At 66.6% G+C, this 15,554-nt stretch carries 22 protein-coding genes; 8 read left to right on the top strand and 14 right to left on the bottom strand.

From position 1 onward, the window contains the following. Positions 1–86: 86 nt before the first annotated feature. From EVU97_RS14430 to EVU97_RS15050, 6 genes are all read left to right on the top strand, one after another. Positions 87–326, top strand: a complete 240-nt coding sequence (locus EVU97_RS14430; RefSeq protein ID WP_129666796.1) for a hypothetical protein — start codon at positions 87–89, stop codon at positions 324–326. Positions 327–377: 51 nt separating this feature from the next. Beyond that, positions 378–1,286: a DUF3560 domain-containing protein gene (locus EVU97_RS14435; RefSeq protein WP_129666798.1), complete on the top strand. Its 909-nt coding sequence runs from the start codon at positions 378–380 to the stop codon at positions 1,284–1,286. A 354-nt stretch (positions 1,287–1,640) separates the two neighbouring features. Continuing rightward, the gene (locus EVU97_RS15045) at positions 1,641–1,802 is read left to right on the top strand and encodes a hypothetical protein (RefSeq protein ID WP_165357986.1); all 162 of its coding nucleotides are present in this window, start codon (positions 1,641–1,643) and stop codon (positions 1,800–1,802) included. Further along, on the top strand, positions 1,799–2,584 hold the full coding sequence (locus EVU97_RS14440) for a hypothetical protein (protein ID WP_129666801.1): 786 nt from the start codon (positions 1,799–1,801) through the stop codon (positions 2,582–2,584). The genes EVU97_RS15045 and EVU97_RS14440 overlap by 4 nt, the downstream gene beginning before the upstream one ends. 167 nt (positions 2,585–2,751) lie before the next feature. Next, complete coding sequence (locus EVU97_RS14445) at positions 2,752–3,102, top strand: Lsr2 family protein (protein ID WP_129666804.1); 351 nt, start codon at positions 2,752–2,754, stop codon at positions 3,100–3,102. 98 nt (positions 3,103–3,200) lie between these two features. Further along, positions 3,201–3,362, top strand: a complete 162-nt coding sequence (locus EVU97_RS15050) for a hypothetical protein (protein WP_165357987.1) — start codon at positions 3,201–3,203, stop codon at positions 3,360–3,362. Between the two features lie 56 nt (positions 3,363–3,418). Here EVU97_RS15050 and EVU97_RS14450 read toward each other — a convergent pair whose 3' ends face one another. From EVU97_RS14450 to EVU97_RS15055, 6 genes are all read right to left on the bottom strand, one after another. After that, entirely contained in the window at positions 3,419–3,619 is a 201-nt protein-coding gene (locus EVU97_RS14450) for a type II toxin-antitoxin system prevent-host-death family antitoxin (protein WP_129666806.1), read from the bottom strand. Positions 3,620–3,623: 4 nt separating this feature from the next. Then, entirely contained in the window at positions 3,624–3,836 is a 213-nt protein-coding gene (locus EVU97_RS14455; protein ID WP_129666809.1) for a hypothetical protein, read from the bottom strand. 277 nt (positions 3,837–4,113) lie between these two features. Next, the gene (locus EVU97_RS14465) at positions 4,114–4,443 is read right to left on the bottom strand and encodes a hypothetical protein (protein WP_129666815.1); all 330 of its coding nucleotides are present in this window, start codon (positions 4,441–4,443) and stop codon (positions 4,114–4,116) included. Then, the gene (locus tag EVU97_RS14470; protein ID WP_129666818.1) at positions 4,440–4,841 is read right to left on the bottom strand and encodes an AlpA family transcriptional regulator; all 402 of its coding nucleotides are present in this window, start codon (positions 4,839–4,841) and stop codon (positions 4,440–4,442) included. Before EVU97_RS14470 ends, EVU97_RS14465 begins: the two co-directional genes overlap by 4 nt. A gap of 31 nt (positions 4,842–4,872) precedes the next feature. Continuing rightward, entirely contained in the window at positions 4,873–5,493 is a 621-nt protein-coding gene (locus EVU97_RS14475) for an AlpA family transcriptional regulator (protein ID WP_129666821.1), read from the bottom strand. A gap of 50 nt (positions 5,494–5,543) precedes the next feature. Continuing rightward, a complete protein-coding gene (locus EVU97_RS15055) occupies positions 5,544–6,212 on the bottom strand; it encodes a HipA family kinase (RefSeq protein WP_165357988.1) in 669 nt (222 codons plus the stop codon). Between the two features lie 132 nt (positions 6,213–6,344). On the opposite strand from EVU97_RS15055, the gene EVU97_RS15060 reads away from it, so the two are divergent. Beyond that, complete coding sequence (locus tag EVU97_RS15060) at positions 6,345–6,566, top strand: hypothetical protein (RefSeq protein ID WP_165357989.1); 222 nt, start codon at positions 6,345–6,347, stop codon at positions 6,564–6,566. A 60-nt stretch (positions 6,567–6,626) separates the two neighbouring features. Here EVU97_RS15060 and EVU97_RS14485 read toward each other — a convergent pair whose 3' ends face one another. From EVU97_RS14485 to EVU97_RS14500, 4 genes are read right to left on the bottom strand one after another with little or no spacing between them, the layout of a single operon-like run. Next, positions 6,627–6,926 (bottom strand): hypothetical protein, encoded by a 300-nt coding sequence (locus tag EVU97_RS14485; protein WP_129666827.1) that lies wholly within the window; start codon positions 6,924–6,926, stop codon positions 6,627–6,629. Positions 6,927–6,943: 17 nt separating this feature from the next. Continuing rightward, a complete protein-coding gene (locus tag EVU97_RS14490) occupies positions 6,944–7,591 on the bottom strand; it encodes a hypothetical protein (protein ID WP_129666830.1) in 648 nt (215 codons plus the stop codon). 2 nt (positions 7,592–7,593) lie between these two features. Beyond that, positions 7,594–8,877: a hypothetical protein gene (locus EVU97_RS14495; RefSeq protein WP_129666832.1), complete on the bottom strand. Its 1,284-nt coding sequence runs from the start codon at positions 8,875–8,877 to the stop codon at positions 7,594–7,596. Between the two features lie 7 nt (positions 8,878–8,884). Next, positions 8,885–9,187, bottom strand: coding sequence for a hypothetical protein (locus EVU97_RS14500; protein ID WP_129666834.1), 303 nt, complete (start codon positions 9,185–9,187; stop codon positions 8,885–8,887). Here EVU97_RS14500 and EVU97_RS14505 point away from each other — a divergent pair. Then, positions 9,186–9,467 (top strand): hypothetical protein, encoded by a 282-nt coding sequence (locus EVU97_RS14505; protein ID WP_129666837.1) that lies wholly within the window; start codon positions 9,186–9,188, stop codon positions 9,465–9,467. The two genes, EVU97_RS14500 and EVU97_RS14505, sit on opposite strands and share 2 nt — an antisense overlap. A gap of 42 nt (positions 9,468–9,509) precedes the next feature. Here the strand turns inward: EVU97_RS14505 and EVU97_RS14510 are convergent, their stop codons facing one another. Genes EVU97_RS14510 through EVU97_RS14525 form a run of 4 tightly spaced genes read right to left on the bottom strand, consistent with a single transcriptional unit; the run spans position 9,510 to position 15,324 of the window. After that, on the bottom strand, positions 9,510–11,855 hold the full coding sequence (locus EVU97_RS14510; RefSeq protein ID WP_129666840.1) for a hypothetical protein: 2,346 nt from the start codon (positions 11,853–11,855) through the stop codon (positions 9,510–9,512). Continuing rightward, positions 11,852–14,644, bottom strand: coding sequence for an ATP-binding protein (locus EVU97_RS14515; RefSeq protein WP_129666843.1), 2,793 nt, complete (start codon positions 14,642–14,644; stop codon positions 11,852–11,854). The genes EVU97_RS14510 and EVU97_RS14515 overlap by 4 nt, the downstream gene beginning before the upstream one ends. Positions 14,645–14,647: 3 nt before the next feature. Beyond that, positions 14,648–15,061, bottom strand: coding sequence for a hypothetical protein (locus EVU97_RS14520; protein WP_129666846.1), 414 nt, complete (start codon positions 15,059–15,061; stop codon positions 14,648–14,650). 5 nt (positions 15,062–15,066) lie between these two features. Beyond that, complete coding sequence (locus EVU97_RS14525) at positions 15,067–15,324, bottom strand: hypothetical protein (protein WP_129666848.1); 258 nt, start codon at positions 15,322–15,324, stop codon at positions 15,067–15,069. Positions 15,325–15,554: the final 230 nt, after the last annotated feature.

Here is a 15,554-nt window from a genome sequence, read left to right on the forward strand (position 1 = left end):
TGGCGGGCCGTGGCGCCCGTGAGCCGCCCGAGTCGAGCGCGCGGCGCTCGCGATAACCCCGCCCGCACCCACGAAAGGAACGCCCCATGCACCCCACCATCGAGGCGCTACGCCGCGCCCACGATGAGATCGCCTACCGCGAGAGGGTGCGCGACGTCGAGCTCGCGTCCCTGTCCCCCGGTGACCGTGAGAGCGAATGGAGGGCCTACGACGAGGAGCTGACGACGGTCAACCTCGAGCGGGCCGACGAGCTCACCGAGCTATTGGAACTCGCGGGCGATGTCCTGAAACACGCCGCCGCTTGCATGCGTTGTGGTACATTGTGAGGGTAAGTCACCGAGGGATTAACCACCCCTCACCCAACCAAGGAGCACACCGTGACCGCTTTGACCATCACCCACACCTCGGCCGAGGGAACCCTGATCGACGGCACCGCCAAGGGCGACGGCAGCGCCGACGCACTCAAGGCGAACGGGTGGCGTTGGGGCCGCTCGATCGGCTCGTGGTTCATCCCCCGCAGCCGAGACACGGCGCCCAAGCGCGCCAAGATCGACGCCACCGTCGCCGCCCTGAACGCCGCCGGTTTCACCGTCGACGTGGACATCGACGCCACCCCGCGCGACGGTGCCGAGGTCGAGGCCGACGCCGTGGCACGCGGCGCCGAGCGCGCCGAGCGCCTGGACGCTCGAGCCGACCGGCACGCGGCCGCCAGCGACGCCGCCTACGCCCGCGTGCGCGCCATTGGCGACGGCATCCCCTTCGGCCAGCCGATCCTCCTCGGCCACCACTCCCAGGCGCGAGCCGAGCGTGACGCACGCCGCATGCGTGACGGCATGGACAAGACCGTTGCCGAGGACAAGGCAGCCCGCGAGGATCGCAGGCGCGCCGCCATTGCCGCCGATGCGGTCAAGTACCGCAACGGCGCCGTAACCGTGGGTAACCGCATCGAGAAGCTGCGCCGCGAGACGAACATCTACGCGCGCAGTCTCGCCAAGCTCGAGGCGGCCGGACGCGGCGACAGCCCCGCCGCGACGAGCTACCGCGAGGAGCACGCCCACCGCGCCGCCCAGCTCGACTACTGGCAGGCCGTGCGCGCTGAGCAGATCAGCAGCGGCACCACCAAGGACTACGGGCGGCACAACGTGACCAAGGGCGACGCCGTGAAGATTCGCGGCTACTGGAATCGCGTCGAGCGCGCTAACGCCAAGTCCGTCACGATCAAGTCGCCCCACGGGTGGGACATGCGCTACCCGTGGCACGAGGTCATCGACCACCGCGCCGCCTGACCGCCCCGGCCGGGCGAGGCTCACCCCTCGCCCGGCCCATCCACTGCGTACGCATGCGTTGTGGTACTATCTAGACGCAGAAACGCACGTCCGCTCCGAGGAGGGGAGGCTAGCAATGACTTACTATGTGAGAAACATCACATTTATTTCCGAGCCCGCCACCGCGAGCGGCCGTGCGCCGCGTGAGGACGATGGGCGATTCGGCGCCATGCCGGTCGCGAACGCCCCGGTGGCGAGGCGCCAGCCGAGCACACCGGGGCGTGCGACCGGCGGCGCTCGAATCGCCCGAGGACTCACGCGGCGCACGGCGCTCGCGGTAAGCCCCCGCTCCCTCACTCACCGGAAGGCTCGACCATGACCACTCGCACCCCGTATGCCCTCATCGCCCTCGCCCTGGCCTACGGCCACATCCGATCCGTGGCACGAGGCGACGTCGTGCCCGCTGTCGCGTTCGGTGCCGGCGCTCTCGCTGTGACCAACCGGGCACGCATCACGCGACGAGGCTCGAACCGATGAGTGAGACGAGTGTGCGCGCCGAGAAGGCGCTGTTCGAGCAGGTGCGCGCCGCCTACGCCTGGGAGGCCGCACAAGGGGTCACACAGGCGCGTAGCGTCGCCGGGTGGATCGAGGCGGCCGTCGACCGTCACGCGCGCCTCAGCAGCGCCAAGCGTCGCGCGGTGACGCTGCGCTTTCCCCCGGTGCGCTACGCGCTCGGCAACGCTCGCCCCAAACACACCGTGCGCCTCTCTCCCGAGGTCATGGCGCGAGTGCAGGAGGCGAACGCGGCCGATCGCGAGCTGTATTCGCCGGCGGAGGCGCCTGGGCCAGATCTTGCCCGCCACACCCCCAGCGACCTCATCGCCACCGCGCTACGTGCGGCCGTGGCGCGGTGCGAGCGAAAGGCCGGCGGCGCCTTGCCGCCGGCGCCGGCGAGGTTGCCTCGACGAGCTGCGTCGACGAGCGGGAAGAAGCACGTCAGCGTCACCGTGAGCGCCCCCGCGAGCTTCCATGCCGCTCTTGTCGACCTTCACGCCTCGAGCGAGAAGCCGCTCAGCTACACCGCGTGGATCACGGCCGCCCTCGACGCGTGGGCGGCGATGAGCGATACCGAGCGCGCCGAGGCACGGGCACGCTTTCGGATGCCGGCGCCCCGCTCGCGTGACGATGAGCGGGTGCGGCGTTCCTATCGGGTGCCGGCGGCCACGCGTGAGGCGCTACGACCGATCGAGCGATCGCACCCTGCGACGGTGCTCGAAGCCCTTGCGTGGCAGCTCGACGTCGGCCTGACCCTGTTGTGATCCCCTAGACTTTCTGACTGCCCCCTCGGGGGTTTGCATCTCCTTTGGTTGGGAGTTGTTGACACTGGCCCGCGCGGCGTCGTTCGTGGTTGTTCGACATATGCCGCGCGGGCCGCTTTATGCCTTCCGTGCTGCCTTTCTTGCGGCGCGTCGTGCACACTGTCGACATGGCTAAGAAAATGACCGTGACCCTCATTGACGACCTCAACGGTGGCCCCGCCACCGAAACGATCCAGTTCGGTATCGACGGCGTGACCTACGAGGTCGATCTGAACGCCGAGAACGCCGAGGAACTGCGCGGATTCCTCGTGCCCTACATCACCCCGGCTCGACGCGTCGGCGGTCGAAAGAAGTCGACCACCTCGAGCGCCCGCCGTAGCGACCTCGACGACATTCGCGCATGGGGGCGAGCCAACGGCTACCGCGTCAGCGATCGCGGCCGCGTCTCGGCCGATGTCATCGAGGCTTACGACAAGCGAAACCAGGGGCGCGACGATTTGGATGACCCCTTCCAGTGACTTACCCCCAACGGGGCGCGCATCGTTTTCTCGAACGATGCGCGCCCCTTTCATGTGCGTGCTCGGATATGTCGTCACGCGGTGCTAGAACACGAGGCATGGACACACAACCAACCGCGCTCATCGTTATCGACCCATCGCCCGAGGACGAGCCCGAGGAGGGCCGGCTCTACTGCGGGCTGCGCGCCGAGCTGCCCGCCTGGGCGAACGAGGCGAACGCGGCGTTCCTGGCCCAGCACTGGACGCCAAAGAGCCCGTGAGCACACACGAAGGGCGCCACCCGATCAGATTTCGGGTGGCGCCCTTCGCTGTGCGTTCAGTGCTGGTCGTCGCCGGCTTCGTCGGCCGTGGTGGCTTCGGCGGCTGCGAGCAGCTCGTCGAACTCTTGTGCCGGGACGACCACGACGACGCGGCGCCCTCGCTGCGTTACGTGGATCGGCCCGCCGAGTTCGTGCGCCAGGTCGATGACCTGCCCGAGGGAGTTGTCGGTGCTGGGGAGTTTTATCTCGTGCGTCATTCGCCTAGCACCGCCTCGACAGGATCACCACGGCCATTCCCGCGAACACGCCGGCCATCATGGCGAGCGTCGACATTCGCACGACCCACGTCAGTGCGAGGCTCGGGCCGGCCTTGGAACGTACCGCCCGAGCCGCAAGGGCGATCGGGCCGGCCAGCAAGCCGAGGAGGAGGCACATGAAGCCGGCATTCGTTACCTGGGTCGAAAGGCAGGTCATCGTCGACTCTTGGTGCTATTCGGCCGGTACGACCACGGCCCCGGCAGATCAACGCTCGACACTCCCGTTGTGCCCTTATGCGACCACACGCGGAAACGTACCGGGCCGAGGCCAACACTGACCGACGAGGGCCGCCCGGTGGCCCCGTAGTTGACCGTGAGCGGCCCCAATGTCGTGCGGCCGGTGTTTCGCAATCCCATTGCTTTTTCCTCCCGTGCGTGGCGTGGTGTTCCGTTTGACGGTTTCACCCCACACGAACCGAATCAAGCACGCCGGGTCAGAGGTATTCCGGCGGCTCGGTGGTCTCGACGCTCGTCTCGTCGCGTAGGCGCTTCGCGCGCGGCAGGGGCACGGCGGACACTGGACGCGGGACTCGAGCGAAACGAGCGGGCGGCTCATCGGCTGCGCTCGAGGACGGCGCGGGCGCACCGGAAGCGTCAGCGACGGCGGCGACGCCCGCCACAATCGCGGCCAGGCCGGCAACGAGCGCGGCAGCCAACCACGCGATGTCGCCCCCGTCCACGAATACCCCTGCGCTCATGCCGGCCACGGCAGCCGCAACAACCCCGACGATCGCTAGCGTTGCCGTTTTGCTCATGCTGCTCATGCCGATCCCCCCTGTTCGTTTCGAGCGTTCACCCATCGTTTGACGTCCTCGGGTCGCCACACATGGGCACGCCCACGAGTGCCGGCGGGCTGCGGCGCGGCGCCGCGCCGCACGGCCGCCGAGAACGCCGAGACGCTGAGGCCGGCGAGCTGCGCGGCCTGCGCGCGATCGAGACCGCGCTCGGCCAGGCGCTCACGCTCGCGCTCAGTGTTACGCCGGCCTTGGCCGGGGCGGTTCTTGCGCCACTCGTCGACGACATCGCGGCGCCATAGCGGCGTGCGTCCGACGTGGCGGGCCGCTGCCGGCGCCTGTCCGCGGCTCACGTAGCTCGACCACGAACTGACCGAGACGCCCGCGAGCTGCGCGGCTTCGGCTTGCGTCAACATGGTCGAGCCCATTCGATTGAACCTTCCTTCGTGCGGCGCATGTTTACAGGCTCACATTGTAAGGAGGTTCGGGCCGCTGCGTGCTTGGCGGCGGGGGCGTCGACCCGTAGGGTCGAGAGGCCGGCGCGGGGGTGTGGGTGTGCTCTCGCGCCTCGTGTTTTGTCGCCGGCGCAGCGGCCTCGGTGTGCTCCTCCACCGGGGCCGCTTCGGCGTCCTTGCGACGCCCACGCACCCACGCGGCGACCTCCTTGGCATCCCACAACGGCGTGCGCCCGACCCGCTCGACAGGTCGGGGAGCGCGCCCACGCGAGACGTGCGCACCGAACGAGTCAGGCTTCATCTCGGCGAGCTGCGCGGCCTGCGCACGCGTCAGGCGCCGGCCCGTTTCCGGCGGGGCCGCCTCGGCGGCCTCGGGCTCGTCATCGTGGATCACTTCGGCGGCCACCTCGCGGGTACTGGCCCGATGCGCCGCACGTGCCCAACGCAGCGGCTCGGCCTCGAACCGCACGGATTCGAACCCGCCGACGGCGCCGGTGGGGATCGCGAGACGTCGATCGAGATTGACGAGGTTCACGTCACCTTCGATCGTGTGCTCGCCAGTGTCCTCGACGTGCAACCGAGCCACCTCACCGCTCTCGCGGTGTCGGAATCGCACAGTAATCATGGCCTTTTCCCTTTCCTTTCGCCGTCAGTGTGGCAGCGTGCGACGTCGGTTCAAAGCATGGCTACTTGCGGCAGCCGACCCGTGCTGAGCATTTTTTCCACACGACGACGCAGCTCGCCGGCGCGATCGACGTCGAGCATGGGTGTGATGTCGTCGAGGCGCTCTCGCACCGTCCGCAAGGCGTGCATCTCGGCGTCGGTGAGTTTGTCCCGCCCTCGCGCGAGTCGGTGTTCGAGAAACAAGGATTCGTTCATCTCGTCCGATTCGGCCGGGCGCGGAAATGAGTAGCCGTGATCGAATGCGCCGAGACTTTTGGTTTCGGCGTCCCAAAAGACATTCGCACGGTGACGGTCTTGGTTTCCGATCACGGCGTCGAAGAATGCCATTGCGTCGGCCTGCGCCTGGGGCACTTCATCTGCCCACGTGAGGGCCAGACCTGAGCCGGGAACCTGGCGCGAAAGTGAGCCAATACGGGTGCGCTGGTGGTCGTAGAACTCCTCCGGTGGGTAGTCGACCTCGCGCAACACCGCCGGCGCGACGTGCTCGCTCACCGTGGGGCCGAGCAGGCGCGCGACGTGCCACGCGGCCACCTCGCGCATGGGCTGGGCGGGCATGCTGTCACCGAACGCAGCCGCGACGAAGGTCTCGATGCCGTCGAACGGTTTATGGAAGCCGACGCTCGTCGACCCGTCCGGCATGCGCAGCTCGATGACGCGCACCTCGTTCGAGCCGTCCGAGACCTCATCCTCGCTCACGGTCGCGGGCGCGTCGACGAGGGCTCGGTCGTCTTCGTCGACGCGGGAGGCGAGCAGCGTCGCGGCGACGTTGGAGCCGAACGCGGCGCGGCGGTCGTGCTCGCGTTCGGCCCCGTCCTCGTCGTGAACGATGCCGAGGTGGCGAGGGTGGCTACCCATCGGTGCGCCGTGATCCTCGGCCCATCGTTGGGCGGTCTTGATGCCGCCGGCGCGCAGCTCGTCAACGGCCGGATCGCCGAGGGCATCGGCCCACGCGGCGACGCCGGCGACAATCTGACGATTGACCCGCCGGCGTCGGTTGTGGTCGGACGAGGCTAGTGGTGTGCAGGAGCAGCGGCGCGGGTGCTCATCACTGAGGGCTCGACACATGAGGTCGGCCTAGAACTCGTCGAACTCGCGCGCCATGCTGTGCAGCTCGCGACGCTTCTCCATCTCCTTACGCACCTCACGGCGACGCTTGGCCTTCTTCATCTTCGAGCGAATGACGAGCAGCACAATGAGCAGCGGCAGCGCGATAAGGGCGATTCCTGCGAAATCCTGGTGGGTCGTCAGTCCGAGCTGGGTCAGGTGCTCGCTGAGCATCGGCTTGAGTTTGGCATCCCACAATTTCTTTGCGGCGATAATGCCGATCACCGCGCAGATCACATATGCGATGTCCTCGTAGTCTTTTTCGTCCACGACGGTTCTCCCTTGTGTCAATAGGTAAACAGGCGGTGCGCTGGAATAGTGAACGTGGGCACGTCCTGGCCGTAGATGACGCTGGGCCAGGTGCTCATCCGCACCACGTCAACGTTGATGTCGTCGCCAGCCTCGTAGGGCTCGGTGATGGGTACACACCACACCCATTTCCCCTCGATGACGCCGCGCATGCGCCGGCCGATAAAGCTCGGCAACTCAACCGCCGGCCGAGGGCGCAGCATCGGCGGTTCGAACATGGACGAGCCGACGCGCTCGAGCATGGCCGGTGCCGCCTCGGGCAACGCGTCGCGGCGGCCTGAGATCGACTCGTCGCGGTAGACGTAGATGTTCTGCGTCGCTTCCCAACGCGGCATGACGGCGACCATGCCCTCGCCGTTCTCCTCACCCCGGCGGCGAGCTGCCACGCTCTCACCCATCGGAACGAGCAGGTAGCCGGCTTCGCCGTTGGCGCCCTCAACCGGTTCGGCGATCGTCATTTCGTCGATGACCCACCCGCGCCCGCCGGGGCCGGGCACTGTCGCCAGGTCGCCCCAGCTCAGCTGCGGCATCGCCGTTGCCGGCACGGCCCAGCGCCCCGGCGGCACGAGTTGATCGCTTCTATCGAGACCGTCGAGGGTGAGGCCGAACTCGTTGTTATCGCTCATCGTCATTTCTTGCGGTAGTAAACCGTGGTGGGGTTGTCACTGTAGAGAATCCTCTTTGAGTTGTTGAACATGGGTGCGAACCCTGGGCCGTGGCTTCCTCGCTCACTGGCCTCGGCCCATACGCCCTTCATTCCATCGACCGGCCCGACATAAATCCAAACATGGCCTTGCATGATCCCGACGTCGCCAGGGCGCATGTCGCTGAGTTTCAGTGTCTTTGCGGGTGGTAGTTTCTGCCAGTGCTTCTCCATCCACGGACGGATCACCCATGTTCCACCGGCACCGTTGGTGGGTTTTCCGCCACTGTTGAAGTTCTTGTCCCATCCCGAGCGAACGACGAGATGCGTCACAAAGACGCCGCAATCGTCGCCGAGGGGGACACGGTTAGGACTACCGGTATAACTGCCTTCTTTTTTTGCCTGCGCGATCATTGCGGCATAACCGCGCGTCTGCTCGAGCCGGCCGTACTTGTAGTCGGGGTGCGCCCAGCTCTTGAGGAGCTGTTTCATCGAACCGCTGATCTTGACATCGCCACCGGGTAAACAATCGTTCGCCACCGTCTGCGCGTTCGCCTCGCCCGACGTCGACGAAGATGAGGAACTGTCGCTATTACTGTCCTTCTTCGACAGCGGATCACTGTTGGCTTCGTTCCAGACGTCGTTCACGGCCTTTTCGGCGGTGCTCGCCCATTCCTGGTAGGCGAACGGTGTCGCGGATGCTTGCACGGCCTGCGCGGCATCCGTGACGCGCATCTTCTCCCATCCCTTGATGTCCTTGAGGCCACGATTCTTGGTGTGCTTGGCGACGCCGAAGAACGCATCCGCCGACGTCACCGGGTTACGTATCTGCGCGACCGATCCCCAACCAACCGAGGGGCGCTGTTGAAACAATCCCTGCGAATCACGGTCGCCGTAGTCGAGGCTGTGAATGCGCCCGCCCGTCTCGACCCCCGAGGTCGCGACCGCAACAATGGCGCCCTTCTTCCCGAGGCCGGCACGAATAGCTCGGGCCGTGATGATGACGACGTTGCGCTTGGTCTCGGGGTCTTTGAGGCTGATCGTGCGCGCGGGGCCGGCGGCCGCGTTTTTCGCCGACTCCGAGGTGTCAGTCGGGCACTCGTCCTTCTTCTTTTCATTCCCCCCGATCGACGCCACGCCGCCGAGGATGAGCGGCACTCCGAGCAGGAGTACGAGAAGAAACGCGGTCGCGCCCATCGTGCCCCATCGGATGAGGCGCTTGTATCCGATGCGCTTGGCGAGGAGTGCTACCCACTCGATCGGTTCCATGACCCGCTCACGCGTCCGACTGCGGCGTGAACGTGTCGACGGGCTCGACGCTCGTCACCAGCCATTTGCCCTTGATCTTCTCCATCGCGAGGCGCATCTCTCCCCCATCGGTCGGGGCGAGCACCGATAGCTTTGACGCGCTCGTGTTGCCCTGGTCGAGGTCGGAGGTGATACCGCCGACGAGCTTCTCGGCTGGCACGTTCCTCGGGTCGGTGTTGGCAAATCCCTTTTTGAGTTCGTCGGAGCTGTAGGGCGCGATCCCGGCGCGCCACTTGTCCGGCTTCTTCTTCTTATCCAGCCATGCGGTCATGAACTTCTTGGCCGCATCGCTCGCTTCCTTCGGGACATCGACCGTGGGTGCCGTCGAGGCCCACGGTTCCGAACTCGAGGAGGAGCTCGACGACGGCGAAGGGCTAGACGACGAGGAAGATGAGGTGCTCGTCGGGGCCGGCGCGGCCTTGCCCCCGCCACCACACTTCGACGCAAGGAGGAGGAGCACGACGACGGTCGCGATCACACCGCCCAGGCGCGGCCAGCTACGCAGCGGCCAGGCCAGCACAGGACGAGCGACCTCGCCGAGCACCTTCTGATTACTTTTCGTTGCTGCGGGCATGAGTTCTCTCCCTCGGGTGTCACTCGACGCCGTAGTGCGTCGAGCTGTTCGGGTGGTAGATGACGAACTCGGGCGCGCCGTTCTCGTCGTACGTCACGTTCGACTCGTCGACGTCCATGACGTTGTGCTCGGTAGCCGGCGACCAAATCGCGCTCGGCTCGATCGCTCCCTCCGATTCGGTCTGCGGCTGCCGTTTGCCGATCCGCACCGTGCCGACCTGTTCGGGTGCGACATGGCCGTGCGCCTCGTCGACGTCGACGGCCTGGTCGGCATCGGCCGGCGTCGGCGTGTGCACCGTCGCGCCGGTCGTGGCGTCGGCGAGCTGCTCATCCGCGCCCGCCTGATCGGCGTCGGTCGGTGGCACCGTGACAGCCGGCGCGATCCTCGAGGCCGGGACGAACGTGCCCGGCGTGCTCGCCCCACCGGCACCGCCGGGGCGGTTCGGCGTGCTCGAGCCGTCGTCGAGCGGTGCGTCGAGGTCGGCGTCGTCGGCGTTGTGCGTGTTCGTCGCCGTGGGTGCTTCGACCATGAGCGGACGCGCAGCCGGCGGCAACGTAGTCGCGCTGGGGACACTGCCGGCGTTGCTGCCCTCGGTGTCGGTCTCGTAGGCGGTCGGTCCCGCCGACAGCATGCGGTTGTCGCGGGGCGTCCGTCCCGGCTCGACCGTCCCTCGAGGGACGAACGTGCCGGGCGTGGAGCGGCGCACCGGGGTGACGGTCACGTGACCGACGTGCTCGCCCTGGTGAACGCCGGCGGACGAGTCCACGTCCTCGGCCGATGCCGGGGGCGGCGCTACGAACGGGCCGGTGGGCAGCGGCTCCGGGGCCGCTACGGGGCCGCTGTCGCTGCTGCTGTTGCTGTCGGCGTCGTCTTGCTTCTTCTTCTCCTTCTTCTCCCCGTCGTCCTCACCACGGCTGTGCCCGAACTTGTAGGCGGCGACCGTTCGCAGAGCACGCCCGGCCATGCCGGCCCCGTGAGGCATCGAGAAGAACTGCGCCGGCTTGAGCAGCTTCCACGCGATGACGCTCGTCGCTATGACGAGGAAAATCTGGACGACGTTCGGAATGTCTTTCGCCCCCCATATCGCACTGTGGATGCGCATGACGACGAGGGCTCCAACGAGCATGACCGGGCCGGCGACCAAGATCATCGCGAGCTTCTGTGCGCCCTTGACGACGTGATCGCGGAACGCATCGAGGAGGAAGATCACGCCGCCGGCCGGCGCGAACGGCACGAGGAGGCGGGTCACGAGGTATGAAACCAACAGTGCAGCCGAGGCGATGAGGAGGAAGAACACCACCGATACCGTGACCAAGAGGGAAATGACTCCGGTCGTCATACGTTGACCCCAACGGTTTCCCGTCAAGTAGTCATAGGCGATGGGGTCTTCTTTTTTCACTTTCTTCTGAGCCACGTAGTCGAAACGCTTTTTCTTGTCCATCGCAATGTCTTTGCCCTTGCCGGCGGGGTCAGACTGATAGACCTCCCACTCGGAGGCTGTGAAGTGCTCGAGGTCGAAAAGTTCGCGGCCGTACTTCTTCGCCATTTTCGATTCGGCCGACCCGAACGACGCGTCCGCCCACGAGCGGTACAGGGTGTTCATCCACACCTCGCCCCACATGCGATCAACAGCGTTCGTCGCGTTCTTCGAGGCACCATTGGCACCCGAGCCCTGAAATCCGTTGGCGATCTGCGTCGTGGCGCCCTGGACGCTCTTGTCGACGAGCTTGGGCGCCTCAGCGGGGTAACTCACGGTGAAGGTGACGAACGTCAGCACACCGAGCATCCACACAACACCGGTCACGACAGCCGGCAGCGCACCCGTCCTGGCGCGCCACAACACGACAGCGGCGACGAGCATGATCGTCACGGCCGCGAACGGCCCCCAGGTGCCCTGCGACACCGAACGCGTCGACGTCTCGACCGACTTGTCGAGCGAGCCGAGCCAGCTCGGGTCGATCGCCGAGCGCATGGCGCCGTAGCCCCAGCTCTGGAGCGTGCCTGGAATCGTCGCGTAAAACATGTTTCCGACCGAGTTTCCGACACCGGGCATGATCCCCGGGATAGGCCCACACCCGTTGTCGTAGATCGGAGTGACCGGGTTAAACCCGTACACCATCTGCGGCGGGTGCTCGTTGAACACCTTGGGGTCGGGATTCTTCATCGGGTTGTGGGCCTTGTCGTTCGGCCACTTCTTTCCTTCGTCGGGAATCCACGTCATGCCCGATGACGGCTCGGCCGGCATCGGAGCGTCGTAGCACTCGCCAATGGCCTTGATCGGTGTTGCTGAGGCGTTCGACGAGCCGCCGAGGGTGACGAGGAGGAGGAGGGCGAACGCGGCCAGGATGCGCCATAGCGACTTCATGCTGCGCCCTCCTCGTAGGCAACCTCGGTGCCGGCGGCCACGGCGTCGGTGTCGACCGTGGGCGCCTTCTTCTCCTTGCCCGGCGTCGTGTTCAGTGCCTCGTAAACGGTGGGGTGGTGCATGAGGCTGACGCGAATCTTCTCGATTCCGCCGCGACCACCCTCGCCGCCGATTCCGTCGCGGTAAATGAACTCGCGGTACGCGAGCTGCTGGCCGTCGCGGCGCTGGCGCGACAGGTTGCCGAGCATCGCCTCGTAACCGACGTTCTCGGGCTTACCGATGAGACGAAGCGCCGCCTTCTGAGCCGCCTCGTCACCGGTGCGGCCGATGAACGCGGCGCCGGTGAAGTTGTTGATGTCCTGGTTGAGGATCGCCGAAGCGTTCTGCGTCGACAGATAGGCCGCCGTGTTGTTCTTACGCGAGTCGGTGGCGATCTTCGTCACGAGCGTGCGGCCGGCGCCGCCCTGTCCCGTGATTTCGTGCGCCTCGTCGAGGGCGAACATCTTTCGCTCGTTGGGGCTGCGTCGGTAGATCAGGTTGACCGATGCCCACGAGGCGAGCGTCATGATCGGACGGGCGAGCAGCTCCTCCGGTGACCAATCCTCGATCGGCGAGGTCGGGTCGGGCTGCATGAGCCCCTTGAGGTTGAAGAACGTCGCGCGAGCGTCGGAGACGATCTGGGTGTCGCGATCCTGGCCTCGCTCGTGGAAGAACAGGCGCCCGAGTTCGCGATCGGCGGCCGTGTCGAGCAGGTCGGCGATTTCCCTCTGATCGTCGTCACCCTTCTCGAGGAACTGAATGACGTCGGTGGCCGAGTCGGTCACGAGCCCCTTGTTGGCTTCGCGCACGGCCTGGTCGAGGATGCGCTTGGCGTCGTCGTCGGCGGCGATGTAGTGCGGCAGGCACCAGCGCAACGTTTGGAACGCGAGGTCGCGGCGCGTCTGACGCGCGGCAGTCTCGGCGCGACGGAGACGCTCGCGCATCTCGTCCTCGTCGTCGGGGTTCTCGGCGTCGAGGCGGAGCAGATCGACGTTCGGCTCGGGCACCACGGCGTAGGGCGACAGTGATCCGGGCAGACCGCCGAGCAGGTCGACGCTGTGACCGATCTTGCGCATTTCCGGCAACTGCAACAGGCGTTGCAGACGGCCGGCAGGGTCGAGGCTGACGCCGAACGCGCCGGCCTGCGTGTGCTTGTAGAACAGCAGGCCGAGCAGCATCGACTTACCGGCGCCGAGGGTGCCCACGAGGGGGATCAGGCCCGAGGAGTTGAGCACCTCGGTGAGATACCACGGGTCATGGCACACGGCCCGTTCGACGAGGCCCGAGGTCTCGCCGATGTGGGGGCCGCGCTTGTCGCCGACTTCGGCGGTGATCTGCGGCAGCCCCGCACACACCTTGATGAGCGGCCAGTGACGCGCGTGCGCGTTCGTGCTGAGCGGCTCACCCGGCACGAACTCGCGGGCGAGATGGTACTGACCCATCTCGCGCACGAACTGGAACTGAGGCTTGAAGTGCTCGATGACGGCGGCAGCTCGCTCGCTGGCTTCATCCTCGGTGCGCCCCGACACGGCAATGCGGAACCATGACTTCGTGCGGGTGTGCATGCCGGTGAAGCCCGAGCGCATTTCGTCCTCGACGTCGCTCGCGCGAGCGGCCTGACGCGAAAGCTGCTTCGGGGGGCGCTTGTTGTGGTCGTGCAGCCAGTGAGAGTGCTGCGCGTCGATGCGCCCGGTCTGCCGGGCCATGTCCTTCGACACTTCCTCGGGCGTGCGAATGTCGATGCGCGCGTACCACTCGATCGGGAACGGCAACTGATCGGCCTTGGACATCCACGGCGGCTGCTCCTCGGGGATGCGCACGTCGGCGGCTCGATCGAGGGTAAGCACGACGAGGTGGCGCTCGACCTGGCGCCCGCCGAGCGAGGCGACAACCTTCGTCGCGCCCAGCGGTTCGGCCGACCAATCGGTCGTCGACACGAACTTGCCGAGATCTTCGGTGTCGAGTCGCGCCGGAGTCGGCTCGTCGGGCATCGGCACGGGCACGGGGCAGCCCAGCGCGAACGACTTGGCGAGCAGCCATTCCATCTCGTGCGGGGTCACCGGCCGCGCTTCGACGCCCTCGCCGGCGACGATGCGGTCGATGTAGTCGAGGCGATCCTGTAGCGCCTGCATCTCGCGGTCGACGACGCCGGCGTGCACCTTTCCCAGCAGCGAGATAGCCAGGCCACGCTTGCCGAGGTCGACGCCGAGGTAAACCATCTTGTCGACCTGGGCGCTACCGGCCATGTGGCGCTGATCGCGCTCCATGAGAGCGGCCCAACCCTCCTGCGGCTCGGGGGCGTTCTCCCACGCTGAGCGCGCCCACGCGCTCACCGGGTACGGCTGCGTCGTGCAGCGCAGATGAACCGTCGTTCCGCTCAGCTCGGCGAGGCTCGTCGTCATCGCCTGAATGAGCGAGTTGCCCTCGGCGAGTGAGCGGAACGACCACTGCTGCGCGTCGAGCAGATACCACGCGATGAGGCGATCCTCACCAGCGGTGCCGCCGTCACCGATGAACGTGACGTGGTTGATGACCGTGCGCAGCCGCCACTTGTCGACCTTGTTGCGTCCCTTGTTCGGGCTCAGCGCGCCGGTTCTCGGTGCCTTGTCCTCTCCCTTGGATCGCCCGAGCTTGCGCAGCGCCGACAGCGGGCTCGACTTCTCATCCTCGGCGGCTTCCTCGACGGTCATCCGGTCGTCTACGCCGTCAGACTCGACGGCCGCCTCGGGTGCGTTCTTCTTGCGGAACATGGTTCAGTCCTTGGTGTCGAGTGAGATGGGCGTGCTGCCGTTGGCGCGTTGCTTCCAACGGCGCAGCGCGCGCGATTGCGGTTCGAGGGAGGCGGGGCCGTGTGCGCGGTAGTTACCGCGCTTCTCGCGTTTGGCCGAGACCTCGTTCGCGAACGTGCGCACGAGCGAGCCGAACGATCGCTCGTTCGTGGTGTGGTCGGCGAGCCACATCGCCAACCACGTCACGCCGAGAACGAACATGCCCACGGTGAGCAGCGTCCACGGCATGCCGAGCTTCATGAGCACCACGGCGAGAAACGGCCCGATGACGACCCACGCAAAGATCGCCTTCTGCCGCATCGGCGCGATGTAGCGCCCAGGCGGGCCGAGGTAGGTCTCGTCGACGTTGTAAATCTCGTCGTCATCGGGCAGCTTCACGGCGCTCAGCCCTTGAACAGACTGACGACGAAGTTGCCGATGTCCGTTGCGTTGTTGCCGGTGGCGAGACCGACGACGGCCAGACCGATGAGGACGCCGGCGCCGATCGTCACGCCCTTGGCGATGTTGCCGCCGCGCGCGGCCCACAGGACGCAGGCGCCGGCGATGAGAACGATGAGGGTGATGACGTTGTCTTGAATCCACTGCGTGAGGCCGGTGGTGCCGTAGCTGGCGGCCGCGAACGCGGTGTGCATGGTGTTCATGGGAGTTTCTCCTCGAGTGTTGCCTTGACTGCACAGTGTGCTAAATGTGCACGCTCTCACTGTAAAGAGCGATTCGGTCTGCCCCAAGCACGCCCGCGCTCGGTGACTGATACACGAGACGCGTCCGAGGTTGACCGCTCACAGCGTAGGAAGGGACATACCGAACACAAAGCACGCCCGCGCGAACACGCATCGAGCGTGCTCACGCGGGCGTGCACCGACCCCGGTTG

This window comes from Dermacoccus sp. 147Ba, from assembly GCF_004151355.1.
Taxonomy (GTDB): Bacteria; Actinomycetota; Actinomycetes; order Actinomycetales; family Dermatophilaceae; genus Dermacoccus; species Dermacoccus abyssi.

What these genes read in the sequence shown, in the direction of transcription:
- EVU97_RS14430 (WP_129666796.1), top strand. Translation starts at nt 87, where the DNA reads ATGCACCCCACCATCGAGGCGCTACGCCGCGCCCACGATGAGATCGCC.
- EVU97_RS15045 (WP_165357986.1), top strand. Translation starts at nt 1,641, where the DNA reads ATGACCACTCGCACCCCGTATGCCCTCATCGCCCTCGCCCTGGCCTAC.
- EVU97_RS14440 (WP_129666801.1), top strand. Translation starts at nt 1,799, where the DNA reads ATGAGTGAGACGAGTGTGCGCGCCGAGAAGGCGCTGTTCGAGCAGGTG.
- EVU97_RS14445 (WP_129666804.1), top strand. Translation starts at nt 2,752, where the DNA reads ATGGCTAAGAAAATGACCGTGACCCTCATTGACGACCTCAACGGTGGC.
- EVU97_RS15050 (WP_165357987.1), top strand. Translation starts at nt 3,201, where the DNA reads ATGGACACACAACCAACCGCGCTCATCGTTATCGACCCATCGCCCGAG.
- EVU97_RS14450 (WP_129666806.1), bottom strand. Translation starts at nt 3,619, where the DNA reads ATGACGCACGAGATAAAACTCCCCAGCACCGACAACTCCCTCGGGCAG.
- EVU97_RS14455 (WP_129666809.1), bottom strand. Translation starts at nt 3,836, where the DNA reads ATGACCTGCCTTTCGACCCAGGTAACGAATGCCGGCTTCATGTGCCTC.
- EVU97_RS14465 (WP_129666815.1), bottom strand. Translation starts at nt 4,443, where the DNA reads ATGAGCAGCATGAGCAAAACGGCAACGCTAGCGATCGTCGGGGTTGTT.
- EVU97_RS14470 (WP_129666818.1), bottom strand. Translation starts at nt 4,841, where the DNA reads ATGGGCTCGACCATGTTGACGCAAGCCGAAGCCGCGCAGCTCGCGGGC.
- EVU97_RS14475 (WP_129666821.1), bottom strand. Translation starts at nt 5,493, where the DNA reads ATGATTACTGTGCGATTCCGACACCGCGAGAGCGGTGAGGTGGCTCGG.
- EVU97_RS14490 (WP_129666830.1), bottom strand. Translation starts at nt 7,591, where the DNA reads ATGAGCGATAACAACGAGTTCGGCCTCACCCTCGACGGTCTCGATAGA.
- EVU97_RS14495 (WP_129666832.1), bottom strand. Translation starts at nt 8,877, where the DNA reads ATGGAACCGATCGAGTGGGTAGCACTCCTCGCCAAGCGCATCGGATAC.
- EVU97_RS14505 (WP_129666837.1), top strand. Translation starts at nt 9,186, where the DNA reads ATGAACTTCTTGGCCGCATCGCTCGCTTCCTTCGGGACATCGACCGTG.
- EVU97_RS14500 (WP_129666834.1), bottom strand. Translation starts at nt 9,187, where the DNA reads ATGACCGCATGGCTGGATAAGAAGAAGAAGCCGGACAAGTGGCGCGCC.
- EVU97_RS14510 (WP_129666840.1), bottom strand. Translation starts at nt 11,855, where the DNA reads ATGAAGTCGCTATGGCGCATCCTGGCCGCGTTCGCCCTCCTCCTCCTC.
- EVU97_RS14515 (WP_129666843.1), bottom strand. Translation starts at nt 14,644, where the DNA reads ATGTTCCGCAAGAAGAACGCACCCGAGGCGGCCGTCGAGTCTGACGGC.
- EVU97_RS14525 (WP_129666848.1), bottom strand. Translation starts at nt 15,324, where the DNA reads ATGAACACCATGCACACCGCGTTCGCGGCCGCCAGCTACGGCACCACC.